We start from the raw sequence: 25,374 nt of genomic DNA, 5'->3' as shown, positions 1-25,374 counted from the left end.
CGCGGGTGAAGGCATCAGGGGGTGATGAGGTGGTGTCACCACGTGCAGGACAGGGACGTGCAGGACAGGGACTAGACCCGGGCGCGGGCGGGGAGCAGGCCGAGCCGGTCGAGGACCTGCACGGTCGAGTTCGACCGGTTCATCGTGTAGAAGTGCAGGTTCTTCAGCCCCTCGTCGAGCAACCGCTGCGCCAGCTCGGTGGCGATGTCCACGCCGATCGCGCGCACCGCCTCCAGGTCACCGGCGTAGGGCTCGACGCGGGCGATGACCTCCGGCGGGATCTCGGTGTTGGCCATCTCGGCCATCTTCTGCACGCCCTTGACCGAACGGATCGGCATCAGGCCGGGCAGCAGCGGGACCTGGTCGAGGTCGACGCCGCGCGAGGCGATCCGGTCCCGCAACCGCAGGAAGTCGTCGACGCGGAAGAACATCTGCGACACGGCGTAGTGCGACCCCGCGCGCAGCTTGCGCACGAAGAACTCCGCGTCGGTGTCCAGGTCCGCCGAGCGCGGGTGGCCGAAGGGGTAGGCGGCCACACCGACGCAGAAGTCGCCGAGGTCGCGGATGAGCCGGACCAGCTCCTCGGCGTAGGTCAGGCCCTGCGGGTGCTTGACCCACTCACCGTTCGGGTCGCCGGGCGGGTCGCCCCGCAGCGCGAGGATGTTGCGCACGCCGACCGAGGCGTAGGAGCCGATCACGTTGCGCAGCTCGGCCACGGAGTGGTTGACCGCGGTGAGGTGGGCGACGGGCAGCAGCGTGGTCTCCTGCGCGATGCGCCCGGTCACGCGGATCGTGCGGTCGCGGCTGGAGCCGCCAGCGCCGTAGGTCACCGACACGAAGGCGGGGTCGAGCGGTTCGAGCTCCCTGATGGCGCGCCAGAGCTGGCGCTCGGCCTCGGCGTCCTTGGGTGGGAAGAACTCCACCGAGAACACCGGACGATCGCTACGGAGCCGGTCAACCACCGCCGTCATAGGGCAAGGCTACTCGGGGTGCCCGATAGTCGGACGCGGAGTTCCACGAACTGGAAGAAGGTACGAACGCGGTTGACGCCTTCCGGCGCGACCACCGCGGGACCAGGCGGAAGCGCTGGAGTGAGATCGGTGATAGCGGGGGACTCCTGTTGTGTCCGTCGCGTTCACTGGACTAGTGGGTTCCGCCCGGCTAGGACCCCGGAGTAGCAGCCGATCCCGGGAAGGCAGAGGATTGTCACCGTGCTTGAACAGCAGGTAGAGCCGCACCCTGTCGACTCGGGACTCGCCGGGTACGTGGAGCATGAGCTCCGCGTCTACCTCGGCAGACAGCGGACCGTCGCCGCCGACATCGACGAGGCGTTCGCGAACGCCGTCACCGCGCTCTCGGACTTCGTCCTCACCGGTGGCAAGCGGATCCGGCCCATCTTCGCCTGGTGGGGCTGGCGGGCCGCGGGCGGCGACCCGGACGACCTGGACACCGTGGTCCCGGTGCTGCGCGCCGTCAGCTCGCTGGAGCTGATCCAGGCGTGCGCCCTGGTGCAGGACGACCTGATGGACGACTCGGACATGCGCCGGGGCCAGCCGACCGTGCACGTCGCGTTCGCGGAACAGCACCGCGCGTCGGGCTGGTCCGGCGACGCGGACCGGTTCGGGCTCTCCGCCGCGCTGCTGCTCGGCGACCTCGCGCTGGTCTGGGCCGACGACATGGTGCGCACCTCCGGGCTCGGGCTCGAAGCGCTGGCGCGCACGAACGAGGCGTGGCAGGGCATGCGCACCGAGGTGCTCGCCGGGCAGTACCTGGACGTGCTCGCGCAGGCCAGGGGCGCGGCCGACCTGCGGAGCTCCGAGCAGGTCAGCCGCTACAAGACCGCCGCCTACACCGTGGACCGGCCGCTGCACTTCGGCGCGTCGCTGGCCGGGGCGGACCAGGACCTCATCGGCGCGCTGCGGCGCTACGGCGTGGACATCGGCATCGCCTTCCAGCTGCGCGACGACCTGCTCGGCGTGTTCGGCGACCCCGCCGTCACCGGCAAGCCCGCGGGCGACGACCTGCGCGAGGGCAAGCGGACGCCGCTGGTCGCCTACGGGCTGGAGCTGGCTGCGAAGGCGGGCGAGAGCGCATCGGCCGAGCTGATCGAGAGCGCGCTGGGCGTCGAGCAGCTGGACGCGGGGCTGCTGGAGCGGGTCCGCGAGACGCTGGTCCGGCTCGGCGCGGTGCGCGCGGTCGAGGAGCGGATCGACCGGCTGACCGCGTCCGGGCTCGCCGCCCTGGAATCGGTGACGATCGACCCCGTCGCCTCCACCCGTCTGGGTGAGCTTGCCCTGGAAGTCACCAAGCGCAGCTACTGACCGTGGCCAGCGCGCCGCGTGCGTCACAGAGACGACCGTTGCGTACAAGCCCGCGCTGGGGCTATGGGACCATGGCCAGCGATGTCCACCATGTCCTCTCCGCCCATCACCGGTCCCGGCGACGAGCCGGTACCGAGCGAGCCCGGGGCGAGCACCCGGGTCGCCGAGCGGCCAGCTGAGCACGCTCCCTCGGGCTCGGTCACCGGCGCCGGTGGCGCCGTCGGCTCCCCGAAGCCCGGCACGGTGCCCGCGACGGGCATACCGGTGCGCACCATCCTGCTCGGCGTCATCGGCGCCTGCCTCGCCGCGCTCGGCGCGCTCGGCGCGGGCGGCACGCTGGTCCGGGACCCGATCCTGTCCGGCACCTCGCTGACCTGGATCCGCTTCGGGCACGGCAAGAACCTCGCCGAGCTGGTGGTCTACCTCGGCGTCGGGCTGCTGGTGTGGGCCTGGGTCCGGCTCGGCAGGCACGTGCGGGCCGGCCGGGTCGGCCGCGGCGGCGTGCTGCTGGCGATCACCGCGTGGGCGGTGCCGGTCATGCTCGGGCCGCCGCTGTTCACCAGGGACGTCTACAGCTACCTCGGCCAGGGCCTGCTGCCGCTGGAGGGGCTGGACACCTACGCGCTCGGCCCGGCCGCGCTGGACGGACCGATCTCGGAGAACGTCGCGTGGGTCTGGCAGACCACGCCCGCGCCGTACGGGCCGCTGTTCATCCTGATCGCCAAGTACGTCGTGGCGGTCAGCGGGCACAACATGATCGCGGGCGTGCTGCTGATGCGCCTGGCGCTGATCGGCGGCCTGGTCATGCTGTGCTGGGTGCTGCCGAAGCTGGCGGAGCGGATGGGCGGCAACGGCACCATCGCGCTGTGGATCTGCGCGGCCAACCCGCTGGTGCTGGTGCACCTGGTCGGCGGGCCGCACAACGACCTGCTGATGGTCGGCCTGCTCGCGCTCGGCTCGCTGATGGTGATGCGCGGCAAGCACGTGCTGGGCATCGTGCTGGTCACCCTGGGCGCGGCGATCAAGATCCAGGCCGTCGTGGTGCTGCCGTTCCTGGTGTGGATCTGGGCGAAGCGGCTGCCCGGCTCGGAGAAGGCGCGGTTCCTCCGCGCGGCCGGGTCCGGCATGGTGGTGTTCTTCGCCGTCTTCGCCGCCTGCCAGCTGGTCGCGGGCGTCAACCTCGGCTGGATCCCCGCGCTGTCGGCGAACTCCGTGGTGATCAACTGGACCTCGCTGCCGACCGGTCTCGGCCAGACGCTGCACGGCTTCGCCAGCTGGTTCTTCAGCCCCAGCTACGACCTGTTCATCAACACCGCCCGGATGCTGGGCATGGCGCTGCTCGGCTACATCGCGGTCCGCCAGTGGTGGAAGGCCCGTGACGGCGAGGACCGCAACGTGATGCGCCGCGCCTCGCTGGTGCTGCTGGGCATGTCGCTGCTGCTGCAGACGACCTTCCCCTGGTACTTCTCGCTGGCGCTGGCGCTGGCCGCCGGGATCGCGCTCTCGGAGTGGGCGACGACGGTGATCGTCTTCGGCTCCTCGTTCCTGATCGCGGTGAGCTACCCGGACGGCGACGCGGCCACGTACAACTTCCTGCACGTCGCGGTGATGACCCTGCTGTCGCTGCTGGCGGCGGTCTCGCTGCTGCGCCCCGACCCGCTGAGGTTCTCCCGGCGGCACAAGGGCGCGCACCTGTAGCGCGCCTTCGAGAAGCCGAACGGCGCCGTCCCTTCCGGGGCGGCGCCGTTCTCTCGTCGTGGGGTCGGAACGGATGTCGGACTAGAAGGCCAGGGCCTGCGCTCGGCGCTTCACCTCACGGCCGCGGTCGCCGCGCAGCGCCTCGATGGGAGTGCCCGGCAGGGAGTCGTCGGCGGTGAACAGCCAGCGCAGGATCTCCTCGGTGGAGTAGCCGGAGTCGCGGAGCACCGTGACGGTCCCCGAGAGGTGCTTGACCACCCCGGTGTCGGTGAGGAAGGCGGCGGGCACGGCGCGGATGCCGTCGCGGTGCACCGCGAGCAGCTGTCCGTCCCGGAGCATCTGGTGGACTCGGGTCACGGGCTGCCCCAGGCGCTCGGCGACGTCGGGCAGCGGGAGGACCTCCACCTCGGCGTCGAGCACATCCGGGGAGGTAGGGATCTGACTCACAGCCATCCAGCCTGCCACAACGCGCAAGCCGATGCCGTGCGCCGGGCGGTTCAGGGGGACCGCCTACGATCGAGCGTTGTGGAATCGAGGGGTGCCGAACTGAGCGGGACGTTGCTGGAGCGTCGATACCGCATCGACACCATGATCGCGCGCGGGGGGATGTCCTCGGTCTACCTGGGCCTGGACACCCGGCTGGAGCGGCCGGTGGCGATCAAGGTGATGGACTCCCGGCTGTCGGGGGACCGGTCCTTCCTCGACCGGCTGGAGCGGGAGGCCCGCACGGCCGCGCGGCTGCACCACCCGAGCGTGGTGGGCGTCTACGACCAGGGCGTGGACCGCCGTCCCGACGGCGAGCTGGCCTACCTGGTCATGGAGTACATCGAGGGCGGCACGCTGCGCGACGTCCTGCACGAGCACGGGGAGCTGTCGGTCCCGCTGGCGCTGAGCGTGCTGGAGCCGATCCTGGCCGCGCTGGCCGCAGCGCACGAGGCGGCGCTGGTGCACCGCGACATCAAGCCGGAGAACGTGCTCATCGGCAGGGGCGGCACCGTGAAGGTCGGCGACTTCGGCCTGGTGAAGGCGATCGCGGGCGCGGGGACAACCAGCGACAGCGTCATCCTCGGGACGGTCGCCTACCTGGCGCCGGAGCAGGTCGCCACCGGAGCCGCCGACGCGCGCAGCGACGTCTACTCGGCGGGCCTGGTGCTCTACGAGATGCTGACCGGTGCGCCGCCCTACTCCGGCGACACCGCGCTCTCGGTGGCCTACCGCCACGTCAACGACGACGTGCCCGCGCCGAGCACCAAGCGCCAGGGCATCCCGGCGGAGCTCGACGAGCTCGTGGTGCGCGCGACCCGCCGCGACCCGTCGGTGCGGCCCGCCGACGCCACGGCCTTCCTCACCGAGCTGCGCCGCGTCCGGGCCTCGCTGGGCATCCACCCGGTGCCGGTCCCGGTCCCGCCGAACAAGGTCCCCGTCCACCTGCCTGCCTACACGCCCGCGCGGGACGACGACCCGCCGACCGAGCAGATCACGGCGATCACGGACTACACCAACGGGCCGACGGTGGTGAAGCAGCGGCCGGTGTCCCACGCCGGGCCGATGGGCACGCGGACCATGAACCGCTCCGACCTGCCCGCCATGGCGCAGCGACCGCCGACGACCGAGCAGGACCTCGAACCGGACCCGCCGAAGCCGAGCGCGTACGAGCGGGAGCGCTCGCGCGGCAGACGCGCCATGCTGATCTGGGCGGTGGTGATCACGCTGCTCGTGGCGGGTGTCGGCGGCACGGCGTGGTGGCTGGGCAGCGGTCGCTGGACGGAGGTGCCGAGGCTGGCGGGGCTGACGCTGGTCAAGGCGCAGGAGGCGCTGCGCGCCGGCGACCTGGTCGCCAAGGTCAGCCACGAGCCGAACGACGACGTGCCGATCGACGAGGTGATCCGCTCGGAGCCGCAGACCGGCTCGAAGGTGTTGCGGGGCAACGAGGTCGTGCTCGTGGTCTCGATGGGTCTCCCGGAGGTGCCCACCGTCGCCGCGGGTGCGAGCCTCGCCGACGCGGAGAAGGCGATCCGGGACGCGAAGCTGCAGCCGACCCAGAACGAGTCGGCCAACGACTACAGCGCGGAGGTCCCGCAGGGCGCGGTCATCAAGCTCTCCCCCGCCCCGGGGACGAAGCTGAAGACGGGCGCCCCGGTCACGGTGGCGCTGTCCAAGGGCAAGCCGCCGGTCCCGGTGCCCGCGGTGGCGGGCATGACCAAGGAAGCGGCGTACGCCGAGCTGCGCAGGCTGGGCTTCGAGCCGGAGGACGGCGGCCAGGACTTCTCCGCGGAGTACGAGGCGGGCCGGGTGGCCAGGACCGACCCGCCGAGCGGGACGAAGCTGGACACCAAGACCACCCGGCGGGTGAAGGTGGTGCTCTCCAACGCGGTCACCCTGCCGAACTTCACCGGCCAGCGCGCCAGCCAGGCGTCGAAGTGGCTGCGCGACAAGGGTTTGGACGTGGATGTCCAGCAGCTGTTCCCCGGCCGCGACGACGGGAACGTGGTGGGCCAGTCCGTGGCCCCTGGCACCAGGGTCAAGCCCGGCACCAAGGTCGTGCTCACCTGCTTCTTCTGATACCGGACGACGAAAGGGGGCTGTCCACCATGGACAGCCCCCTTTTCGTGTCGCGTTCGGACCAGGTCGTGTTTCACAAGTCCGTGTTCGCGACAGCCGGGCCGATCCCGCCTCTCATCGAACGAGACCTGTGAAACGCGACCTAGGAGCGGAGCATCTCGGCGACGAGGAAGGCCAGCTCCAGCGACTGCTGGGTGTTCAGCCTCGGGTCGCAGGCCGTCTCGTAGCGACCCGCGAGGTCGAGGTCGGAGATCTCCTGGGCGCCGCCGAGGCACTCGGTGACGTCCTCGCCGGTCAGCTCGATGTGGATGCCGCCGGGGTGGGTGCCCAGGGCGCGGTGCACCTCGAAGAAGCCCTGCACCTCGTCCACGATCCGGTCGAAGTGCCGGGTCTTGTAGCCGGTGCTGGCCTCGTGGGTGTTGCCGTGCATCGGGTCGCACTGCCAGATGACCTGGTGCCCGGAGGCGGTGACCTTCTCCACGATCGCGGGCAGCACGTCGCGCACCTTGCCGTTGCCCATCCGGCTGATCAGCGTCAGCCTGCCGGGCTCGTTGCGCGGGTCGAGCCGCTCGACGTACTCCACCGCCTGCTCGGGCGTGGTGGTGGGGCCGATCTTCAGCCCGATCGGGTTGGCCAGCAGCTCGGCGAAGGCGATGTGCGCGCCGTCGAGCTGCCTGGTGCGCTCACCGATCCACAGGAAGTGCGCGGAGAGGTTGTACAGCTTCGGCTGCGGACCGCTCTGCTCCAGCCGCAGCATGGCCCGCTCGTAGTCCAGCACCAGCGCCTCGTGGCTGGCGTAGATCTCGACGGTGTGCAGCGGGTAGGCGTCGACGCCGCAGGCCGACATGAAGCGCATGCCGCGGTCGATCTCGGTGGCCAGGGCCTCGTAGCGCTCGCCAGCCGGCGAGGTGCGCACGAAGTCCTTGTTCCAGTCGTGCACGCGGCGCAGGTCGGCGACACCGGAGCTGGTCAGCGCGCGCAGCAGGTTCATCGCCGCGCCCGCGTTGGCGTAGGCGCGGATCATCCGCGACGGGTCGTTGACCCTGGCCTCCGGGCTGGCCACGATCGAGTTGATCATGTCGCCGCGGTAGGAGGGCAGCCCGAGCGAGTCGGTGGCCGAGGAGCGCGGCTTGGCGTACTGGCCGGCGATCCGGCCGACCTTCACCACCGGCATGCTCGCGCCATAGGTCAGCACGACCGACATCTGCAGCAGGGCGCGCATGTTCGCCCTGATGTGGGGTTCGGTGTTGTCGACGAAGGTCTCCGCGCAGTCCCCGCCCTGCAGCAGGAACGCCCGACCCAGCGCCACCTCGGCCAGCCGCTCGCGGAGGCGGTCGACCTCGGCGGGAACGGTGATCGGGGGAACGCTCTCCAGCACGGTCCGCACGTTGCGGGCCTGTTCGGGGTTCGGCCACTCCGGCTGCTGAGCGGCGGGACGCGACAAGGCGTCATCAAGCCGAGCACGCAACTCCGGCGGCAACGGGGGCAGCTCGGGCAGCGTGTCGACCGGCACATCCACGGTCCAGTTCACCCTCCAAGCCTACGGCGTGACCGGTATCTCCTGGCTATCGGTACGCAAGTTCCACCAGCTGGGAAGGGGTGCGGTCGGTGATCGTCGCAACTTGTGGGTCCGATCGGGCGCTGTGAGCTGCGGCGCGCGCGGGCAGGATGGTCTCCCATGGCGGCTCGACTGGACGACGACACAGCGGCACGACTGCTCTCAGTGGCCCTGGACAACGTGCTGCGCGACCACCCGGTGCACTGGACGCACCTGATCGAGTCCGACGCGGAGCTGGTGCCGCAGAGCGTGCTGCACCCGGTGTTCGCGCGCAGCTACGACTGGCACTCCTGCGTGCACCAGACCTGGCTGATCGTGCGGTTGCTGCGGGTTCGCCCGGAGCTGGCCGAGGCCTCGTACGCCGCCGACGTGCTGGACGGGCTGCTGACGGTGGAGGGCTGCGAGACCGAGGCGCGGTTCTTCCGCGGCCGCAGGGGCGGCTACTGGGAGCGTCCCTACGGCTGGGCGTGGCTGTTCGTCCTGGACGCCGAGCTCCGCCTGTGGGCCGACCAGCTCGGCGGTGAGCGTGCCGGGGTGTGGGCCGCCGCGCTGCGCCCGCTGACCGAGGCGCTGCGCGACCGCTGGCTGGAGTGGACGAGGAAGGCGCGCTGGCCGGTGCGCAGCGGCGTGCACTCCAACACGGCGTTCGCGGCCGGGCTCGTGCTCGACGCGGCGCGGGCCGTCGGCGACACCGAGCTCGCGGACACGACCACCGCGGCAGTGCTGCGCTGGTACGGCGAGGACGCCGGCTACGGCGGCTTCGAGCCGAACGCGTCGGACTTCCTCTCCCCCGCGTTGACCGAGATCGACGTGATGCGCAGGGCGCTGCCGGGCGAGGAGTTCCTCGGCTGGCTCGACCGGTTCCTGCCGGACCTGGAAGCACCTCGGTGGAGCGTGCTGCGCGAACCGGTACCGGTCGACGACCCGTCGGACCCGCACGGCTCGCACATCTCCGGACTGATGCTGTCCAGGGCGTTCGCGTGGCGGTCGCTGGCCGCCGCCCTGCCCCGCGACCACCGGTACCGCGCGATCGCGGAGGGCTCGGCGCGGGCGCACGCGGAGGACGGCTGGCGCTACGTGTTCGGCTACGGCTACGCGGCCGACCACTGGCTCGGCACCTTCGCCGCGTACCTCACCCTGAGAGCCTTCGAGACGGTATGAGCAGGCACACAGCAGACCGGGACTGACCTGAAGATTAGGCAAGGCTAACCTCAAAGTTGGAGCACGGTGCCCAGCCTTGAGGAGTGCATATGCGTCGCCCGCTGCGGATCGCTGTCGTAGGCGCCGGTCCGGCCGGCATCTACGCGGCCGACATCCTGACGAAGTCAGAGACGCCGGTCAGCATCGACCTGTTCGAGCGGCTGCCCGCGCCGTACGGGCTGATCAGGTACGGCGTAGCGCCCGACCACCCGCGGATCAAGCAGATCGTGCACGCGTTGCAGCGGGTGCTGGAGAAGCCGGAGATCCGCCTGCTCGGCAACGTCCACTACGGCCTGGACATCACCCTTGAGGACCTGCGCGGGCACTACGACGCCGTCATCTTCTCCACTGGCGCGTCCAAGGACCGGGAGCTGGACATCCCCGGCATCGACCTGCCTGGCAGCTTCGGCGGCGCGGACTTCGTGTCCTGGTACGACGGCCACCCCGACGTGCCGCGCGACTGGCCGCTGACCGCGCGCAGCGTCGCGGTGCTCGGCGTCGGCAACGTGGCCCTGGACGTGGCGCGCGTCCTGGCCAAGCCCGCCGACGAGCTGCTGTCCACCGAGATCCCGGACAACGTCTACCGCGGCCTCGCCGCCAGCCAGGTCACCGACGTGCACGTCTTCGGCAGGCGCGGCCCGGCCCAGGCGAAGTTCACGCCGCTGGAGCTGCGCGAGCTCGACCACTCGCCGAGCGTCGAGGTCCTGGTCCACCCCGAGGACATCGAGTTCGACGACGGCAGCATGGCCGCGATCCACTCCAGCAACCAGGTGCGCCAGGTTGTGAAGACCTTGCAGGACTGGGCGATCCGAGACCCCGGGAACCGCCCGCGCCGCCTGCATCTGCACTTCCTGCACCAGCCCGTCGCGGTGCTCGGCGAGGACGGTGTGACCGGGCTGCGCACGGAGCGGATGGAGCTCGACGGCACTGGCGGCGCGCGCGGCACGGGCGTGTTCCACGACTGGGACGTGCAGGCGGTGTACCGCGCGGTCGGCTACCTCGGCTCGCACCTGGCCGGACTGCCCTTCGACCACGCCTCCGGCACGGTCCCGCACGACGCGGGCCGGGTGCTCGGCCAGGACGGCCAGCAGGTGCCCGGCTGCTACGTCACCGGCTGGATCAAGCGCGGCCCGGTCGGCCTGATCGGCCACACCAAGGGCGACGCGCTGGAGACGATCGGCAGTCTGCTCGCCGACCTGCCGTTGCTGCGCGAGGCGCCGGAGCCGGACCCGGCCGCGATCCTCGAACTGCTGGAGCTGCGCGGCGTCCGCTACACCACGCACGAGGGCTGGAACCGCCTGGACGTGCACGAGCTGCGCCTGGGCGACGCGCGCGGCCGGGAGCGGATCAAGGTGGTCTCCCGCGAGGAGATGCTGGCCATCTCCCGCGACGAACACGTCCTGGCTCCGTAGCGCGAGAAGACGTCGACCCCGCCCCCGGGTTCCGCGGGGACGGGGTCGAGAGGCTGGATCAGCCGAAGAAGACCTCGGCCTCGGCGTAGCGCTCCGTCGGGACGGTCTTCAGCTCCGCGGTCGCCTCGGAGAGCTTGACCCGGACGATGTCCGTGCCGCGCAGCGCGACCATCACGCCGAAGTCCCCGTCGTTGACCGCGTCCACCGCGTGCAGGCCGAAGCGCGTCGCGAGGACTCGGTCGTAGGCCGTCGGGGTGCCACCGCGCTGGGTGTGGCCGAGCACGACCGCGCGGGACTCCTTGCCCGTGCGCGCCGCGATCTCGTCGGCCAGCCAGGTGCCGATGCCACCGAGCCGGACGTGGCCGAACGCGTCCTTCTCCCCGCTGACCAGGACCTCGGCGCCGTCCTCCGGCATCGCGCCCTCGGCGACGACGATGATCGGGGCGTACTCGCGCTCGAACCGGCGCTGCACCCACTCGACGACCTTGTCGACGCTGAACTTCTTCTCCGGCACCAGGATCACGTTCGCGCCGCCGGCGAGGCCGGAGTGCAGCGCGATCCAGCCCGCGTGCCTGCCCATGACCTCCACGACGAGCGCGCGGTGGTGCGACTCGGCCGTGGTGCGCAGCCGGTCGATCGCCTCGGTGGCGATGTGCACCGCGGTGTCGAAACCGAAGGTGTAGTCGGTGGCGCCGAGGTCGTTGTCGATCGTCTTCGGCACGCCGACGACGCCGATGCCGTCGTCGGTGAGCTTCTTCGCCACGCCGAGGGTGTCCTCGCCGCCGATCGCGATCAGCGCGTCGACCTTGTGCTCCGCGAGGGTCGCGCGGATGGCGTCGACGCCGCCGTCGACCTTGTAGGGGTTGGTGCGCGAGGACCCCAGGATGGTGCCGCCCCTGGTCAGGATGTCCTCGACCTGGTCAAGCCCGAGCGGGCGGGTGTGCCCCTCGATCGGACCCTTCCAGCCGTTGCGGAAGCCGACGAACTCGTGGCCGTAGACCTCGACGCCCTTGCGGACGACCGCTCGGATGACCGCGTTGAGACCGGGGCAGTCCCCGCCACCAGTGAGCACGCCGATGCGCATCTTCATCGCCTCCTCGCTGCGCCGGATCCGCGCAGAGTGTGACCGTCGTCGCCTTTACCCTTTCAGTTGCTGGATCGGTGCAGCAAGGCGGGTCCCAGAAGGCGGCTAGTTCCTGCGCCAGAGCGGCTCCATGATCTTCCAGCGCACCAGGTTGTGCCGGGCGTCGGCCAGCGCGGAGTGCGCGTCGGCGGGCGGCGGCGTGAGCCGGGGACGCCTGAGGTCCTCCCACCGCTGCCGCAGGTCCTTGGTGTAGCGCGGGATCTCCCTCGGCAACGCGGGCATCGCGCCCCACAGCTGCGCCAGGGCCACGTGGTCGTAGGCGGCGAACCACGCCCAGAGCTCGATGTCCTCGCCGGGCGCGGTCAGGAACTCCAGCAGCTCGTCGCGGATCTGCCTTCGGCTGCGCCACGCGGGGTCGGCGGGCGGCGGGAGCTTGTCGAGGACGTTCTGCCGGACCCACTGACCGGCTCGGTCCGGGTCGAACTCGGTGGACACCGCGTAGAACTCGCGGCCCTCCTCGTCGACGACGCCGATCGACACCAGGTCGATGGTCACGCCGTCCTCGATGAACTCCGTGTCGTAGAAGAACCGCACCCGGGCAACTCTAGAGTTCGCTCAGCTCGCCTTGGCCCCCGGCACCCGGTCGGCGGGCTCCGGCTTGCGCCGGCGCGGCGGGACGGCGTCCTTCACCTTGGCGGCGTAGACGTCGACGTACTCCTGACCGGACATCTCCATCAGCGCGTACATGATCTCGTCGGTGACGGAGCGCTCCACGAAGCGGTCGCCGCCGAGGCCGTCGTAGCGGCTGAAGTCCAGCGGCTCGCCGATCACGATGCGGATCCGGTGCGGGCGCCACATCTTCGACCCGATCGGGTTGGCCTTGTCGGTGCCGACCATGACCACCGGGATGACCGGCACCCCGGCCTCCATGGCCATCCGGGCCACGCCGATCTTGCCCTTGTAGAGGCGGCCGTCCGGGGAGCGGGTGCCCTCGGGGTAGATGCCCAGCAGGTGGCCCTCGCGCAGCAGCCGCACGCCGGTGTCCAGCGCGTCCTGCGCCGCGGCCGCGCTCGCCCTGTCGATGGGCACCTGACCGACCCCGCTGAAGAAGGCCTTCTTGAACCGGCCCTTGATCCCCTTGCCGGTGAAGTACTCGCGCTTGGCCAGGAAGGTCACCCGGCGCGGCACCATCAGCGGCAGGAAGAACGAGTCGGCGACCGCGAGGTGGTTGCTCGCGAGAATCGCGCCGCCCTTGCGCGGCACGTTCTCCAACCCCTCGATGGTCGGCCGGAAGAACAACCGCAGCAGCGGTCCCAGAAAGACGTACTTCATCAGCCAGTAGAGCACTGCGAAGACCGCCTCCTCCCTGCCTCAGCCTGACGCGCCAGCCTACGGAGCGTTCCTTACCGAACACAACGCGGGACAGCCAACCACAGTGCCCCACTCCATGAGATCTGCCGCACCGTGGAGCGCTCATGGGACGATGGACACCCGCGCACCGCCGTCGCAGAGGAGGCCGCCGTGCCCGTGCTCACCGGCGCGGAACCGTTCGCGCACGAGGGCTCCGACGAGATCGGGGTGCTGCTCTGCCACGGGTTCACCGGGTCACCGCAGAGCATGCGCCCCTGGGCCGAGCACCTGGCAGCCGAGGGGTTCTCGGTGCGCTGCCCGCTGCTGCCAGGACACGGGACGCGGTGGCAGGAGATGAACCGGACGCGGTGGCAGCACTGGTACGACCGGGTGGAGACCGGCTTCGGCCAGCTGTCGGCGCGCTGCCGCTCGACCTTCGTCTTCGGCCTGTCGATGGGCGGGGCGCTTGCGCTGCGGCTGGCCCAGCGGCACGGGCCGGAGGTCGCCGGGCTCGTCCTGGTCAACCCGTCGGTCACCACGGAGAAGCGCGGCGCGGCGCTGCTGCCGCTGCTCTCGCGGGTGGTGCCGTCGCTGCCCGGGATCGCCAACGACATCGCCAAGCCCGGGGCGCGCGAGCTGGCCTACGACCGGACCCCGCTGCGCGCGGCCGCGAGCCTGCAGGAGCTGTGGCGGGTGGTGCGCGCGGACCTGGACAAGGTGCGCCAGCCGCTGCTGTTGTACCGCTCCGCCGTCGACCACGTCGTCGAGCCGGTCAGCGCCAGGATCGTGCTGGACGGCGTGCGCGGCGACGACACGACCGAGGTGGTGCTCGCGGACAGCTTCCACGTGGCCACTCTCGACAACGACGCACCGACGATCTTCGCGGGCAGCGTGGAGTTCGCGCGCCGCGTGCACGAGGCCAGGGTGGGTGAGGCTGCTTGAGCAAGAAGGCCGACGAGACCGGCGGCCCCGAGGACGTCGACGCCGCGTTCGCCGCGATCGTGGCGGGTCTGCAGCGCGAGGGGGTCTCCGCGGACTGGCCGGACGGCGACGGCTCGGCGAAGCCGAAGGACGAACCCAGGGCGGAGCCGGCCGAGGAGCCGGAGCCCGATCCGGATCCGGGTTCCTCCGCTCGCTCCGACGAGGACCACTTCGTCCCGCCGGACCCGCCACCGCTGCCCCCGCTGCGCCCGGCGACGATGGGCGCGCTGGCCATGTTCCTGCTCGGCGCGCTGCTGCTGGTCGCGCCGAACCTGATCGGCATCGCGTCGAGCACCGCCACCCCGCTGGCGCTGCTGGCGATCAGCGGCGGCATCGGCTGGCTGGTGCTGCGGATGCGCAAGGGACCGCCGCCGGACTCCGGCTGGGACGATGGCGCACAGGTCTAGACCATCACGCATTGTGGTCTAGACCACGACCTGAATCCGCCGCCAGGCTGAGAGCGGGGACACACCAGCTGAGCTGTACTGGTGAGATCCACCACGAACGGGTTTCTTGGCTTGTAACAACGATTCAGTGCTCCCGTAACGTGGTCGCGGGAACCGGGGCACAACCCCGGGCCCATCGCACCGAAGGGAGTGACTCGTGGATCAGTTGCAAGCCTTCGTGCTCGTGCGTGCGCTGGCTCAGGCCGCCGAACAGCGGTCCGAGCGGCGCACGCACCACCGCGGCGAGAAGTCCCGTCGCCGGTTGCTCCGCCGTCGCAACCGCTAGACCGGATCTCCTCCGAGAAGAGCACGTGGCACCAGCGCTGTCGGCAGCGTCGCCGGCCAGCGTCTCCCTTCCTCCCGCTCCCCGCCTCAGCGCGGGTTGAGGCGCCGCCCGGCGAGATCGGCGGCAAGCGAGGCCGCACCCACGATCCCCGCGTCGTCCCCGAGCTGAGCAGTGCGGATGCGCGCCAGCGGCCGGTGCCCGGCCCCCGTCACCAGCGCGGAGTAGTGGTCCCGCGCGTCGTCGAGGAACAGCGGCGCGGACTGCGAGACTCCCCCGCCGATCACCACGACCTCGGGGTCGTAGACGTCGGCGACCAGCGCCAGCCCCTGTCCCAGCCACCGGGCGAGCTCGTCCATGGCGCGCTGCGCCAGCGGGTCCCCGTCCAGCGCGGCACCGGCGACCTTCCTGCCGGTCACCGCGCGCATGTCGCCAGCGGCCTCCCGCGCCAGCAACGTCGAGCAGCCCGGATCACGGGCCAGCATCTCCACGGCGGTCGCGGCGAGCGCGGTGCCGCTGCAGTAGCGCTCCCAGCAACCGCGCTTGCCGCACGGGCACGGCCGCCCGTCCGGCACCACGCGCAGGTGCCCGAGCTCGGGAGCCACTCCGTAGGCGCCGCGGAAGATCTCGCCGTCGATCAGCAGCGCGCCCCCGATGCCGGTGCCGAGCGCGACCAAGGCAGCGACCCTGGTCCCGCGCGCCGCGCCGAAGCGGTACTCGGCGAGCGCGGCCGCGTTGGCGTCGTGCTCCAGCACCACCGGCATGCCGAGGCGGTCGGACATCCGGTCGGCGACCGGCGCGTTGCGCCACGCCAGGTGCGGCGCGAACCGCACGCTCCGGCGGTCGGCGGTGACGAAGCCCGCGACGGCCAGCCCGAGCGCGGTCACCGGGTGCCGCGACGCGAGCTCCTTGACCTCAGCGACGATCGCGTCCTCCAGCGGCCCCTCACCGCTCGGGGTCGGCGCGACCGCGGTGTCCAGGATCGCCCCGTGCGCGTCGACGACGCCCGCGCGGACGCTCGTACCTCCGACATCGACTCCGACGGTCAGCACCGGGACCCGCTTCTGAAGGACGCGCTCGCGGGGTCGGGTGGTGTCACCGGGGATCCGCTCGCGGGATCAAGCATCGTCACCGAGGATCCGCTCGCGGGATCAAGCATCGTCACTGCCGCTCCACGCTGATCTTCTGCACGCGCGGGGCGGGTTCGGGGCGCTCGGGCTCCGCCGCGGGTGCCGGGTTCTGCTGCTGCTCCTGCGGCTCGGAGCGCTCGGGTTCCATCGAGGCGCGCAGCACCGAGAGCAGGCCGGTGAGGTGCTCGGCGGCCTTGGCGGCCAGCTCCGGCCGCTCGCCGCGGGCGAGGGACACCGCGGCGCACAGCGGGCACCACGTGCAGGTGGCGCGGTGGCGGGCAGCGGACTGCCCCTCGGTGTCGGGCTGCTGCTCGGCGATCTTGCGCAGCCACGGTTCGGCGCGCTGGGCGACGGCGTCCAGCAGCAGCCGCAGCTCCTGGTTGAGTCCGGAGTCCTGGGTCATCTCAGCCTCACCGCATCCACACTCGGGGGTCGGGCCGGAACCGCACGGTGATGCCCTCGTTGTCCGCGGTCGCGCCGACGATCTCGCAGCGGCGCAGCACGGCGGGCAGGGCGACCAGCCTTCGCCTGCCGTCCAGCGTGATCACCAGCTCGTCGTCGACCCTGGCCAGCTCCAGCTGCGCGTCGGCGGCCAACGGCAGGTGCAGCCGCATCCCGTACTCGGAGTCCAGCCCCTTGCCACCGCCGCTGACCTCGATCAGCTCGGCCCGCTCGGCTCCGCTGAGCGGATCGCCGCCGCCGTAGAGCTCGGCGGCGACCTCCAGCAGCGCGGGCACGCCGACCGGCTCCTCGGCGCGGTGGCCGACGGTGTCCAGCGGGGTGCGCACATCGCCGCCGAGCTCCCCGAGCACGGCGTCCTGCTCGGCGCGCCTGGTGCGCAGCCACCTCGCCGCGACCCCGTCGGTGTCGTCGCCGTCGGGCAGCAGCCGGTTGGCGACCAGCCGGTCGACCCGGATGCCCTGCAACGCGAGCGCGGTCAGGGTGCGGCGGGTCTCGGCGGCGACGACGCGCTCGGGCGTGAGCACCAGCCGGACGCTGGTGACGTCCTGGTCCACCAGCATCGAACGCAGCGCCTCAAGCCGTTCCGCCAGGCGGCCCAACGCGTCCGCCGCGGCGTCCCAACGCTCCACAGTGGAGCTTCCAGCCAGTCCGGCGAGCAGGCCGCGCACGACCCGTCGATGGGTCGGGAACAGCCGTTCCAGGTACCCGGCGAGCGCCTCGGGCAGCGCGAGCAGCCGCAGCGTCTCCGCGGTCGGCCCGCAGTCGACGACCACCGTCTCCCACGGGCCGCAGGTCGCGAGCCTCTGGACCTCCGAGAGCGCCAGCAGCTCCTCGACGCCGGGCAGCACGGTCAGCTCCTCGGCCTGCACCTCGTCCACCCCGGCCCCGGCGAGCACGGTGTGCAGGTGCCCGCGCAGGTCCTGCCACGCGCCGTCGACCAGGGACCGCGCGTCGACCTGGGCGGCGAAGAGCCCTGCTCCGTCCACTTCGGACGGTTCGGCGCCGAGCGGCATGCCGAGCGCGTCGGCCAGGGAGTGCGCGGGATCGGTGGAGACCACCAGCGCCTTGTGGCCGTCGGCGGCCAGGCGCGCCGCGGTCGCGGCGGCGAGGGTCGTCTTGCCCACGCCGCCCTTGCCGGTGAACAGCAGGACACGCACGAAGGGATTGTGCGCGACGGCGACTCAGGCCGCGCTCTCGGCCCTCGTCTTGAGCTCCTTGAGCGCCACGTCCATGATCATCTTCTCGGCCTTGCGGCGGAACAGGCCGATCATCGGGATGGTCAGCTCGACCGACAGCGAGTAGGTCACCTTCGTCGAGGAGCCCTCCGGCGCGAGCACGTAGCTGCCCGACTGCGCCTTCTGCATCTGACCCTTGACCAGGTTCCAGCTCACCGAGGACCCGTCCTGCGCCCACTCGTAGGCGAGGGTGTACTCGTCCTTGATCGGACCGGCGTCGATGACGAACCGGACCTGCTCGCCCCGCCCGGCGGAGTCGCTGCTGAGCACCTCGGTGTGCTTCACCGCCTCGGCCCATTCCGGGTACTTGGCGAAGTCCGAGATCACCGCCATGATCTGCTCGGGAGCGGCGTCGATCACGATGGACTGTGTGGACTGGTCGGCCATGCCGCGCAGGTTACCCGCCTCGCTACCACCGGAGTACATACGGCAGGCCTGTGCGCTTGAAGTGGCCCACGTTGACGCACTCCGTGCGCCCCACCCGGACCCGCCGTGAGAGCGGCTGGTGCACGTGGCCGAACAGCGACCAGCGCGGCGAGTGCTCCGCGATGGCCGCCAGCAGCGCGGTCGAGCCGAACTCCGCCCGCGTGGCGACGACGTCGTAGGTCAGCTCGGCGACCGCGGGCGGGACGTGGCTGCACAACACGTCCATCGCGGGCAACGCGCGCACCGCTTCGGCGTACTCGTCGACCTCGCGCACGTACGGCACCCACGGCGCGGCGCGGTTGAGGGTGTAGCCCGGCGGCAGCAACGTCCCCCCGACGAACCCGAACCGCAGTCCACCGATGTCAGCCGATCCATTGTCGACCAGTCGCACTCCGGCGCTGGCGAACTCGGGCCAGAGCTCGGGCATGTCGACGTTGCCGGGGATCGCGTAGGTGGGCGCGGTCATCGCACCGAACAGTTCGGCGTACTGCTGACGAGCGGCGTCGAGGACAACGGCGGCCGGGTCGTCCAGGGTCTCCCACAACGACCGCACGTAGAGCCCGGCCCCGCGGCCGTTGCTGCGCCGCAGCTCGGCGAAGCGGCACACCTTCTCCGCGCCGAAGATGGTGCCGAGGATGCCGCGGGAATGATCGTGGTAGTCCACGAAGTCGATCAGGTCGCCCAACACGACCAGGGCGTCCGCGCCCTCTCCGGCTCTGGCAAGCGCCTCGGCGTTTCCATGGACGTCCGACACCACATGCACCCGCACGGACAACGACTCTAGCCGGGCCGACCGGTCGTGATCAGATCGGCGACGCGCTTGCCTATCCGCACGGCGTCGGCGGCCAGGATCGACAGCGAACCGTTCTCACTGACCTGCAGGTAGCGACCGTCATCGGCGTCGAACCACGCGAGCACGACGGGATGCTGCCGCCCACCGACGGTCACGCCGAACTGTCCGCCGCGCCGCCTGGTCGCCGCGAGCCGCTGCAGCGTCCGCACCTGCCCCGTGGGCATCCCCGCGCCGCTCAGCACCAAGGCCTCGTCAGCCAACGGCCCGCGCTCACGGCTGACCGCCGTCCGCAGCAGATCCACCGCCACGTTCACCGGCTGGGACCGTCCGGGGCCGCCCGGCGGCAGCACGCTCACGGCGGCCCTGGCGAGCTCCCGCGCGTGCGTCGTGGTCAGCCGGAGCGACTCGCCGGCGAGAACCGCCAGCACGGCGTGTTCACCCCTCGCGGCGGCGAGGGCTTTGACCGGCTCATCGGCGCACTGGACGAGCTCAACAGCGACCTCGTGATCGTTGAGCAACGCCAATACGTCGGCGAGCCGGGGATCTCCGAGGAGACGGCGCTCGGCGAGCCTGGCGTGGACAGCGGCGCGAATCCGCGCGCGCTCCTCAAGCGTGGCGCCGTGCGGCAGCACCGAGAGCGGATACGGCTGCCTGCCGAGCCGGAGGTCCTGCCAGAGGATGTCGTACTCGGGAAGGGAAAGCACCACGTCCACGACTCATTCCCCGATCACCGGCGGAGCGACGCGTTCGATGTCGCCGAACACGTTCTCGGTCTCCACCAGCCATTCGGGCCGCCGGTGCTCCTTGTCCTCCTCCTTGCGCGTGGTCCCGGCGCTCATCCCGGGCAACGCCTGCCCACCAGGTGCCTTCGCGCTGTTCGCGGCTCCCGGCGCCGCGTTCTGGCCCACCCCACCGGTGTTGGCGCCGAGCCCTCCACCGCGCGGCGACGTCCCTGTCCCCGGGGCCGGTTGAGCGTTGCCCGCGATCCCGGCGCCGAACGCGCCCAGCCCACCGGCCGCGCCGATACCGCCCAGCACGCCGTTGTCGGCTCCTTGCCCTTGTTGTCCGCCTTGCCCCTGTTGCCCACCGCCAAGGGAGCCGCCGCTGTCCGGCAGCCGCGCGGGTTCGACACGTTGCAGCTCGTTGTGCCCCGACTGCGACCACTCCGGCACCGTGTTCCTGGGCCCCGGCCCCTGGTTGGGGTTCGGGTCTGGCATCGGCACTCCGCCCCCACCCGGCCTGCGCCCGATGGGTGGCACTCCAGGACCGCCAGGCCGCGGCGGCTGCGGCTGCGGAGCGGGTGGCGGCGGCGCCCCACCGCCACGGACCGACGGTGGTGGCGAGAACGACGGGGTGGAACCGTCGACGTTCCGCGCTCCGCCCTCGTTGACCTGCATGACCCGCACGGCCTCCAGCCGAGCGCCTTCGGCCTGCGCCTGCTGCGCCTTCAGCCTCAGCTCGGCAAGGTTGATCATCCCCAGCAGTCCGCCAGCGCTGCCGAGGAACGTGGACTCCATGGCGCTCTTCTCGGTGAACGCCACGGGCTTGGGCATGGCGTTCTTCGCCCGCTCCGCGGTCATCCCGAGATCAGCGGTCCGGTTTCCCATGTACTGCAAGGAGATCGCGGCATCACCGGCCCACTCCGCCAGCTTCTGCGCCCCGGCCCGCGCCGCGTCCCCGCCGCGGCCGACCCACCCGCTCGCGGTGCTCTCCACGGCCCGCGCCATCGCCCCGGACGCCTCGGCCATCCGGTTGCCGAGCGCGGTCCACCGGTCGGCGTCCCGGAAGACGTCGCCGGGCTTGTTCCGGTCGTGGATCTCGTCCCACATCTGCTGGTGCGGCACGCCCTCCCAGTGCCCGGTCTGCGTCATCGCCCGGTCGTCACCCCGCCGAACCGCTCCGCGCAGCCGCTGCTCCTGCTCGCCGATCTGGTCGCCCGGGGAGTCCCATCGGAGAACGTCCCCGAGCCCGTGGTCTTTCCCAACGACTCGCCAGTCGGACTTCGTGTAGCGAGGACTGGTGCTGTCCATGGCTCCCCCGACACCTACTTCTTCGGCAGACGCGGGGCGATGAACCCCACCATCTTCCGCGCGATCGCGCAGGCGGACTCCGGCTGACCAGCCACCTTCAACGACGACTGCACCGTCACGTTCTCATCGGTGTTGACATCGATGTTGACCAGACAGCCCATGCCGTCAGCATCGGGATAGCTCGTCGTCGCGTAACCGGCGATGACCTCGTTCCTCACCCCGGCCTCGTCGATGAGACCGGGCGGCTTGAGATCGTCCACCCCTTTGCCGGGCCCCTCGTCGACGAAGATCGATCCCCGTACCGGACGTGCCTCACCGACGTTGTTGAACCAACACTGGCGGAGATCAGCAAGCTGGTCCGGCCTGCCAGGCGGCAGGCCAAGTCCGGCAGCCTCTTCGGCCGTCAGCAATGAGCACGGCTCAACCGCCTTCAGCACCGGAACGCGCGGCGGAGGTGATCCCGAAGCCGTATCCGGGGCGCCGCGCACTACCGCAGGCGCACATCCAGCGAGCACCAGCAAAACTCCTGCTGCGGCAGTAGACGACCTGTAGGCCCTCAACTCCGACACCCCATTGCCATCAGCCAGTGGTGTCTCCCCACCGACTTCGAAATTGCCGTGAGCAAGCGCGACGATTCCGCTTCCCCATTTCCCTTGAGCCTCATGGTCACCGCTGTTCACTGTCACTTTTTCGGCAGACGCGGGGCGATGAACCCCACCATCTTCCGCGCGATCGCACAGGCGGACTCCGGCTGACCAGCCACCTTCAACGACGACTGCACCGTCACGTTCTCATCGGTGTTGACATCGATGGTGATCATGCAGCGCAACCCGTCCGAACTGGGAAAGCTCGTCGTCGGATGCCCAGCGATGACCTCGTTCCTGACCCCGGCCTCGTCGATGAGACCGGGCGGCTTGAGGTCGTCGGCCCCTTTCCCCGGTCCTTCATCGACGAAGATCGAACCGCTCGCCGGTCGACTCTCACCCTTCTTGTCGTACCAGCACTGACGGAGGTCAGCGAGCTGGTCGGGCCAACCAGGAGCCAGGCCAATACCCGCAGCCTCTTCGGCCGTCAGCAACGAACACGGCTCGACAGCTTTCAGGGTGGGAACACGCGGCGGTGGAGGACCAGAGATCGTCTCAGGAGATCCCCGCAACACGACAGGAGCGCATCCAGCCACGACCAGCAACATCCCGACACCAGTCACAACCGACCTACTAACGCTCACTGGTTCAGTCCCCCCAACCCGGACGCGCCGTTCTCATCCGCGGCTCGCGTCACCTTCACTGCCTGGTCAACCACAACGAGGGCGTCCTTTAGTGCTTGTACGTACAGCACAAGCTGCTCCTGGATCGACCCTGGGCCGCGTGCACGGCGCTCCCATTTCATCGCCATCGTCAATCCCACCCAGTGGCCACCCAGTGGCAAGTCTCGCGCCAGATATGCCGACTCACTGACCCACTTCTCGGCGAGATAGAGCTGGTCCTGAATGGCCTTCTTCAGCTTCTCCGCCGCCCAGGACTCCAGGCGGACCTCACCGGCGGCCACCAGCGACTGCAGCGAGGCCACTCCGTCCACCGACGAGCGCAACGACTCCGCCGACCGCTGCCACGCGGCCTCCCCCGACTCCGACACGGCGTATTCATCCCCTCACGCACAGCATCAGCTTGCCAACGTAGCAAGCTCCGCCGCACCGCATGGGCGACTTCAGGCAACAACGGGAAAACTCAGCCCCGCCTGCTGCGCTCATACCTCGCGATGTATTCCTCGACCGGGACTTCAGCCACCGTCGCGGCAATCCGGTAGAGCGACACGTCGTCCAGTTTCCGGAAACGGACACACGCCTTGCCCATGTTGGGTTTCTTTCCCGTTTCCGCCCAGCAGCGGTTTGTTGCGGGTGACCGGGTAGCGCATAACCGATCATCTCGAACTGCATGCCTTCCTCGTACCCCTCGGGAAGGTTTCGAGGATGATCCGGCGCAGTTCGGTCAGCGTGCCGCGCCGATCCTCCGCCAGCGAAGCCAGGTACGGCCTGACCGTGCTCTGCATGGCCTCACTGCGCGTCGGACGGCGGGCATCCGGGAGCCCTGCCCGCTTCGAGCCGGGCTTTCAGGGCGAAGGCCACGCGTTTGGACGCGAACTGCCTGCGCTGGCTCTCCCCCGCGGGCACGGTCGTGCCGGGTGGCGGGTCGGCGCGCAGGAAGTAGTGCAGCAGGGTGCCGTCGAGCATCGGCTCCAGCCAGACCTCCATCGTGCCGACGAGCGCGCCGCGGACCGTCCAGCGCAGTCCTTCCGCGCCGCGGTCGGCGTAGACCTCCAGCCTCAGGTCGGGCCAGAACCGCCGCCAGGCACCGGGATCAGCGAAGACAGCGGCCACCCGCGCGGGCGGCACGGCGAGGAAGGTCTCGTCCAGGACGTCAACCGATGGCATAGCGGCAGCGTGCCATGGAGGAGAACATCTGGGTTACGGCCTATTGTCTCCGCGTTACCGCGCGCTACGTTAACTCGTCAGTAACACCCGTCGCTCGGAGGTCATGACGTGCGTGAGTTCAGCGTCCCCGCCACCGCCACCGTGGCTGAGGAAGAAAACCTCACCGACATGGTGTGGGCGAATGCCGAGCGGTTCGGCACGGCGGTGAGCTTCCGCCGCCGCATCGACGGGACGTGGGTCGACGTCACGGCCAAGGACTTCGCCGCCCAGGTGATCGCGGTGGCGAAGGGCCTGGTCGCGGCCGGGCTCAAGCCCGGTGACCGGGTCGGTCTGATGTCGAAGACCCGCTACGAGTGGACCCTGCTGGACTTCGCGATCTGGGCGGCGGGCTGCGCGAGCGTGCCGATCTACGAGACCTCCTCGGCGCACCAGGTGGAGTGGATCCTGTCCGACTCCGGGGCGAAGGCGGTGGTCCTGGAGACCGCGGCGCACCGCAGCACCGTCGACAGCGTGGTGGACCGGCTGCCCGAGGTCCGGCACGTCTGGCAGATCGACGGCCCCGGCAGCGAGGGCGCCGCGGGCGCGGTGGACGAGCTGACCGCGCTGGGCGCCGACGTCACCGACGCGCAGGTGCACGACAGCCGCAAGGAGGTCAGAGCCGACGACCTGGCCACGCTGATCTACACCTCCGGCACCACCGGCCGCCCCAAGGGCTGTGAGCTGACCCACCGCAACCTGATCGCGGAGGTGCGCGCCGACATCGCCGCCTTCCCCCGGCTGATGCAGCCGGGCAACTCGCTGCTGGCGTTCCTGCCGCTGGCCCACGTCCTGGCGCGCGCGATCACCATCTGCGGGGTCTACGCGCGGCTGACCGTCGGGCACACCGCGGACGTGAAGAACCTCGTGCGCGACCTCGGCTCGTTCCGGCCGACCTTCGTCGTCGCGGTGCCCAGGGTCTTCGAGAAGGTCTACAACAGCGCGAAGCAGAAGGCGCACTCCGAGGGCAAGGGCAAGATCTTCGACGCCGCCGAGGCGACCGCGGTTGCCTACAGCCAGGCGCGGGACAACGGCGGCCCAGGAGTCGGGCTCAAGCTCAAGCACATGCTCTTCGACAAGCTGGTCTTCACCAAGCTGCGTGCCGCGCTCGGCGGTCGCTGCGTCGCGGCCGTCTCCGGCGGCGCCCCGCTCGGCGAGCGGCTGGCGCACTTCTTCCGAGGCGTGGGCATCCCGGTCTTCGAGGGCTACGGCCTGACCGAGACCTCGGCGGCGGCGTGCGTAAACACCGAGCAGGCGTTCAAGGTCGGCACCGTGGGCAGGCCGGTCCCCGGCACCTCGGTGCGCATCGCCGAGGACGGCGAGGTCATGGTCAAGGGCGAGATCGTCTTCCAGCGCTACTGGCGCAACGAGGCCGCCACCGCCGAGTCGGTGCGGGACGGCTGGTTCCACAGCGGTGACCTCGGCGAGCTGGACTCCGAGGGCTTCCTGAGCATCACCGGCCGCAAGAAGGAGATCATCGTCACCGCGGGCGGCAAGAACGTCTCGCCCGCGGTGCTGGAGGACCGGTTGCGGGTGCACCCGCTGATCAGCCAGTGCATGGTCGTCGGCGACAAGCAGCCGTTCATCGCGGCGCTGATCACCATCGACCCGGAGTTCTTCCCGGCGTGGAAGGAACAGCACGGCAAGCCCGCGGACGCGTCGGTGGAGAGCCTCGCCGAGGACGCGGACCTGGTCGCGGAGATCCAGGCCGCGGTGACCGAGGCCAACCAGGCGGTGTCCAACGCGGAGGCGATCAAGAAGTTCCGCATCCTGCCGGTCGACTTCACCGAGAGCGGCGGCGAGCTGACGCCGAGCCTGAAGCTGCGCCGCAACGTGGTGGCGGAGACCTTCTCCGGCGACATCAAGGCGATGTACACGAAGTAGGAGCTCCGCGACGACGGCGGCCGGGCATCCCGGCCGCCGTTGCCGTGTCCGC

At 70.8% G+C, this 25,374-nt stretch carries 26 protein-coding genes; 9 read left to right on the top strand and 17 right to left on the bottom strand.

The window, feature by feature from the left end; translation table 11 throughout:
* Positions 1 to 71: 71 nt before the first annotated feature.
* Positions 72 to 971 carry a methylenetetrahydrofolate reductase [NAD(P)H] gene (gene metF / locus ACFFQA_RS00890; RefSeq protein ID WP_377849566.1) on the bottom strand — a complete coding sequence of 300 codons (900 nt, stop codon included), beginning with the start codon at positions 969 to 971 and terminating at the stop codon, positions 72 to 74.
* 240 nt (positions 972 to 1,211) lie between these two features.
* Between metF and ACFFQA_RS00885 the strand changes: the two genes are divergently transcribed.
* Complete coding sequence (locus tag ACFFQA_RS00885; protein WP_377849565.1) at positions 1,212 to 2,321, top strand: polyprenyl synthetase family protein; 1,110 nt, start codon at positions 1,212 to 1,214, stop codon at positions 2,319 to 2,321.
* An 81-nt stretch (positions 2,322 to 2,402) separates the two neighbouring features.
* Complete coding sequence (gene mptB / locus ACFFQA_RS00880) at positions 2,403 to 4,019, top strand: polyprenol phosphomannose-dependent alpha 1,6 mannosyltransferase MptB (RefSeq protein ID WP_377849564.1); 1,617 nt, start codon at positions 2,403 to 2,405, stop codon at positions 4,017 to 4,019.
* 81 nt (positions 4,020 to 4,100) lie between these two features.
* Here the strand turns inward: mptB and ACFFQA_RS00875 are convergent, their stop codons facing one another.
* Positions 4,101 to 4,466: an Rv2175c family DNA-binding protein gene (locus ACFFQA_RS00875; RefSeq protein ID WP_377849563.1), complete on the bottom strand. Its 366-nt coding sequence runs from the start codon at positions 4,464 to 4,466 to the stop codon at positions 4,101 to 4,103.
* Positions 4,467 to 4,607: 141 nt separating this feature from the next.
* On the opposite strand from ACFFQA_RS00875, the gene ACFFQA_RS00870 reads away from it, so the two are divergent.
* On the top strand, positions 4,608 to 6,581 hold the full coding sequence (locus ACFFQA_RS00870) for a Stk1 family PASTA domain-containing Ser/Thr kinase (RefSeq protein ID WP_446681666.1): 1,974 nt from the start codon (positions 4,608 to 4,610) through the stop codon (positions 6,579 to 6,581).
* A gap of 142 nt (positions 6,582 to 6,723) precedes the next feature.
* Here ACFFQA_RS00870 and ACFFQA_RS00865 read toward each other — a convergent pair whose 3' ends face one another.
* On the bottom strand, positions 6,724 to 8,112 hold the full coding sequence (locus ACFFQA_RS00865; protein WP_377849561.1) for a class II 3-deoxy-7-phosphoheptulonate synthase: 1,389 nt from the start codon (positions 8,110 to 8,112) through the stop codon (positions 6,724 to 6,726).
* Between the two features lie 147 nt (positions 8,113 to 8,259).
* Here ACFFQA_RS00865 and ACFFQA_RS00860 point away from each other — a divergent pair, with 147 nt between their 5' ends.
* Both ACFFQA_RS00860 and ACFFQA_RS00855 read left to right on the top strand, forming a co-directional pair.
* Positions 8,260 to 9,300: a DUF2891 domain-containing protein gene (locus tag ACFFQA_RS00860; RefSeq protein WP_377849560.1), complete on the top strand. Its 1,041-nt coding sequence runs from the start codon at positions 8,260 to 8,262 to the stop codon at positions 9,298 to 9,300.
* Between the two features lie 89 nt (positions 9,301 to 9,389).
* Complete coding sequence (locus ACFFQA_RS00855) at positions 9,390 to 10,751, top strand: FAD-dependent oxidoreductase (protein ID WP_377849559.1); 1,362 nt, start codon at positions 9,390 to 9,392, stop codon at positions 10,749 to 10,751.
* 58 nt (positions 10,752 to 10,809) lie between these two features.
* On the opposite strand, the gene ACFFQA_RS00850 is transcribed toward ACFFQA_RS00855, so the two are convergent.
* The 3 genes from ACFFQA_RS00850 to ACFFQA_RS00840 all read right to left on the bottom strand — a co-directional run bounded on the left by ACFFQA_RS00850 (position 10,810) and on the right by ACFFQA_RS00840 (position 13,182).
* Positions 10,810 to 11,835, bottom strand: a complete 1,026-nt coding sequence (locus ACFFQA_RS00850) for a 6-phosphofructokinase (protein WP_377850189.1) — start codon at positions 11,833 to 11,835, stop codon at positions 10,810 to 10,812.
* A gap of 105 nt (positions 11,836 to 11,940) precedes the next feature.
* Entirely contained in the window at positions 11,941 to 12,429 is a 489-nt protein-coding gene (locus ACFFQA_RS00845; RefSeq protein ID WP_377849558.1) for a polyadenylate-specific 3'-exoribonuclease AS, read from the bottom strand.
* A 21-nt stretch (positions 12,430 to 12,450) separates the two neighbouring features.
* Positions 12,451 to 13,182: a lysophospholipid acyltransferase family protein gene (locus ACFFQA_RS00840; protein ID WP_377849557.1), complete on the bottom strand. Its 732-nt coding sequence runs from the start codon at positions 13,180 to 13,182 to the stop codon at positions 12,451 to 12,453.
* A 174-nt stretch (positions 13,183 to 13,356) separates the two neighbouring features.
* On the opposite strand from ACFFQA_RS00840, the gene ACFFQA_RS00835 reads away from it, so the two are divergent.
* The 3 genes from ACFFQA_RS00835 (at position 13,357) to ACFFQA_RS00825 (ending at position 14,898) form a co-directional block, all read left to right on the top strand.
* Positions 13,357 to 14,127, top strand: a complete 771-nt coding sequence (locus tag ACFFQA_RS00835) for an alpha/beta hydrolase (RefSeq protein ID WP_377849556.1) — start codon at positions 13,357 to 13,359, stop codon at positions 14,125 to 14,127.
* Positions 14,124 to 14,573, top strand: coding sequence for a hypothetical protein (locus ACFFQA_RS00830; RefSeq protein ID WP_377849555.1), 450 nt, complete (start codon positions 14,124 to 14,126; stop codon positions 14,571 to 14,573). The genes ACFFQA_RS00835 and ACFFQA_RS00830 overlap by 4 nt, the downstream gene beginning before the upstream one ends.
* Before the next feature lie 196 nt (positions 14,574 to 14,769).
* Complete coding sequence (locus ACFFQA_RS00825; protein WP_377849554.1) at positions 14,770 to 14,898, top strand: hypothetical protein; 129 nt, start codon at positions 14,770 to 14,772, stop codon at positions 14,896 to 14,898.
* An 86-nt stretch (positions 14,899 to 14,984) separates the two neighbouring features.
* Here ACFFQA_RS00825 and ACFFQA_RS00820 read toward each other — a convergent pair whose 3' ends face one another.
* The 11 genes from ACFFQA_RS00820 to ACFFQA_RS00770 all read right to left on the bottom strand — a co-directional run bounded on the left by ACFFQA_RS00820 (position 14,985) and on the right by ACFFQA_RS00770 (position 23,402).
* A complete protein-coding gene (locus ACFFQA_RS00820) occupies positions 14,985 to 15,947 on the bottom strand; it encodes an ROK family glucokinase (protein WP_377849553.1) in 963 nt (320 codons plus the stop codon).
* A gap of 109 nt (positions 15,948 to 16,056) precedes the next feature.
* On the bottom strand, positions 16,057 to 16,428 hold the full coding sequence (locus ACFFQA_RS00815) for a hypothetical protein (RefSeq protein ID WP_377849552.1): 372 nt from the start codon (positions 16,426 to 16,428) through the stop codon (positions 16,057 to 16,059).
* Positions 16,429 to 16,435: 7 nt separating this feature from the next.
* Complete coding sequence (locus ACFFQA_RS00810) at positions 16,436 to 17,644, bottom strand: ArsA family ATPase (RefSeq protein WP_377849551.1); 1,209 nt, start codon at positions 17,642 to 17,644, stop codon at positions 16,436 to 16,438.
* Positions 17,645 to 17,668: 24 nt separating this feature from the next.
* A complete protein-coding gene (locus ACFFQA_RS00805) occupies positions 17,669 to 18,109 on the bottom strand; it encodes an SRPBCC family protein (protein ID WP_377849550.1) in 441 nt (146 codons plus the stop codon).
* A 22-nt stretch (positions 18,110 to 18,131) separates the two neighbouring features.
* Positions 18,132 to 18,917, bottom strand: a complete 786-nt coding sequence (locus ACFFQA_RS00800; protein WP_377849549.1) for a metallophosphoesterase family protein — start codon at positions 18,915 to 18,917, stop codon at positions 18,132 to 18,134.
* Between the two features lie 11 nt (positions 18,918 to 18,928).
* Positions 18,929 to 19,654, bottom strand: a complete 726-nt coding sequence (locus ACFFQA_RS00795; RefSeq protein WP_377849548.1) for an ESX secretion-associated protein EspG — start codon at positions 19,652 to 19,654, stop codon at positions 18,929 to 18,931.
* Positions 19,655 to 19,657: 3 nt separating this feature from the next.
* Positions 19,658 to 20,971: a hypothetical protein gene (locus ACFFQA_RS00790; protein ID WP_377849547.1), complete on the bottom strand. Its 1,314-nt coding sequence runs from the start codon at positions 20,969 to 20,971 to the stop codon at positions 19,658 to 19,660.
* 14 nt (positions 20,972 to 20,985) lie between these two features.
* Positions 20,986 to 21,651 carry a DUF3558 family protein gene (locus ACFFQA_RS00785; RefSeq protein ID WP_377849546.1) on the bottom strand — a complete coding sequence of 222 codons (666 nt, stop codon included), beginning with the start codon at positions 21,649 to 21,651 and terminating at the stop codon, positions 20,986 to 20,988.
* A gap of 2 nt (positions 21,652 to 21,653) precedes the next feature.
* Entirely contained in the window at positions 21,654 to 22,163 is a 510-nt protein-coding gene (locus ACFFQA_RS00780; protein ID WP_377849545.1) for a DUF3558 family protein, read from the bottom strand.
* 32 nt (positions 22,164 to 22,195) lie between these two features.
* Positions 22,196 to 22,540, bottom strand: a complete 345-nt coding sequence (locus ACFFQA_RS00775) for a hypothetical protein (protein WP_377849544.1) — start codon at positions 22,538 to 22,540, stop codon at positions 22,196 to 22,198.
* 484 nt (positions 22,541 to 23,024) lie between these two features.
* Complete coding sequence (locus ACFFQA_RS00770; RefSeq protein ID WP_377849543.1) at positions 23,025 to 23,402, bottom strand: polyketide cyclase / dehydrase and lipid transport; 378 nt, start codon at positions 23,400 to 23,402, stop codon at positions 23,025 to 23,027.
* Positions 23,403 to 23,510: 108 nt separating this feature from the next.
* Between ACFFQA_RS00770 and ACFFQA_RS00765 the strand changes: the two genes are divergently transcribed.
* Positions 23,511 to 25,322, top strand: coding sequence for an AMP-dependent synthetase/ligase (locus tag ACFFQA_RS00765; protein ID WP_377849542.1), 1,812 nt, complete (start codon positions 23,511 to 23,513; stop codon positions 25,320 to 25,322).
* The last annotated feature ends 52 nt before the right edge of the window (positions 25,323 to 25,374 follow it).

This window comes from Allokutzneria oryzae (genome assembly GCF_042429765.1).
Taxonomy (GTDB): Bacteria; Actinomycetota; Actinomycetes; order Mycobacteriales; family Pseudonocardiaceae; genus Allokutzneria; species Allokutzneria oryzae.
This window is presented reverse-complemented; position numbering and strand designations above follow the sequence as displayed.

Bases quoted from the DNA above. Each gene is read 5' to 3' on its own strand.
- ACFFQA_RS00860 (WP_377849560.1), top strand. From the start codon at position 8,260: ATGGCGGCTCGACTGGACGACGACACAGCGGCACGACTGCTCTCAGTG.
- ACFFQA_RS00855 (WP_377849559.1), top strand. From the start codon at position 9,390: ATGCGTCGCCCGCTGCGGATCGCTGTCGTAGGCGCCGGTCCGGCCGGC.
- mptB (WP_377849564.1), top strand. From the start codon at position 2,403: ATGTCCACCATGTCCTCTCCGCCCATCACCGGTCCCGGCGACGAGCCG.
- ACFFQA_RS00850 (WP_377850189.1), bottom strand. From the start codon at position 11,835: ATGCGCATCGGCGTGCTCACTGGTGGCGGGGACTGCCCCGGTCTCAAC.
- metF (WP_377849566.1), bottom strand. From the start codon at position 971: ATGACGGCGGTGGTTGACCGGCTCCGTAGCGATCGTCCGGTGTTCTCG.
- ACFFQA_RS00815 (WP_377849552.1), bottom strand. From the start codon at position 16,428: ATGACCCAGGACTCCGGACTCAACCAGGAGCTGCGGCTGCTGCTGGAC.
- ACFFQA_RS00780 (WP_377849545.1), bottom strand. From the start codon at position 22,163: ATGTTGCTGGTCGTGGCTGGATGCGCTCCTGTCGTGTTGCGGGGATCT.
- ACFFQA_RS00790 (WP_377849547.1), bottom strand. From the start codon at position 20,971: ATGGACAGCACCAGTCCTCGCTACACGAAGTCCGACTGGCGAGTCGTT.
- ACFFQA_RS00770 (WP_377849543.1), bottom strand. From the start codon at position 23,402: ATGCCATCGGTTGACGTCCTGGACGAGACCTTCCTCGCCGTGCCGCCC.
- ACFFQA_RS00870 (WP_446681666.1), top strand. From the start codon at position 4,608: ATGATCGCGCGCGGGGGGATGTCCTCGGTCTACCTGGGCCTGGACACC.
- ACFFQA_RS00805 (WP_377849550.1), bottom strand. From the start codon at position 18,109: ATGGCCGACCAGTCCACACAGTCCATCGTGATCGACGCCGCTCCCGAG.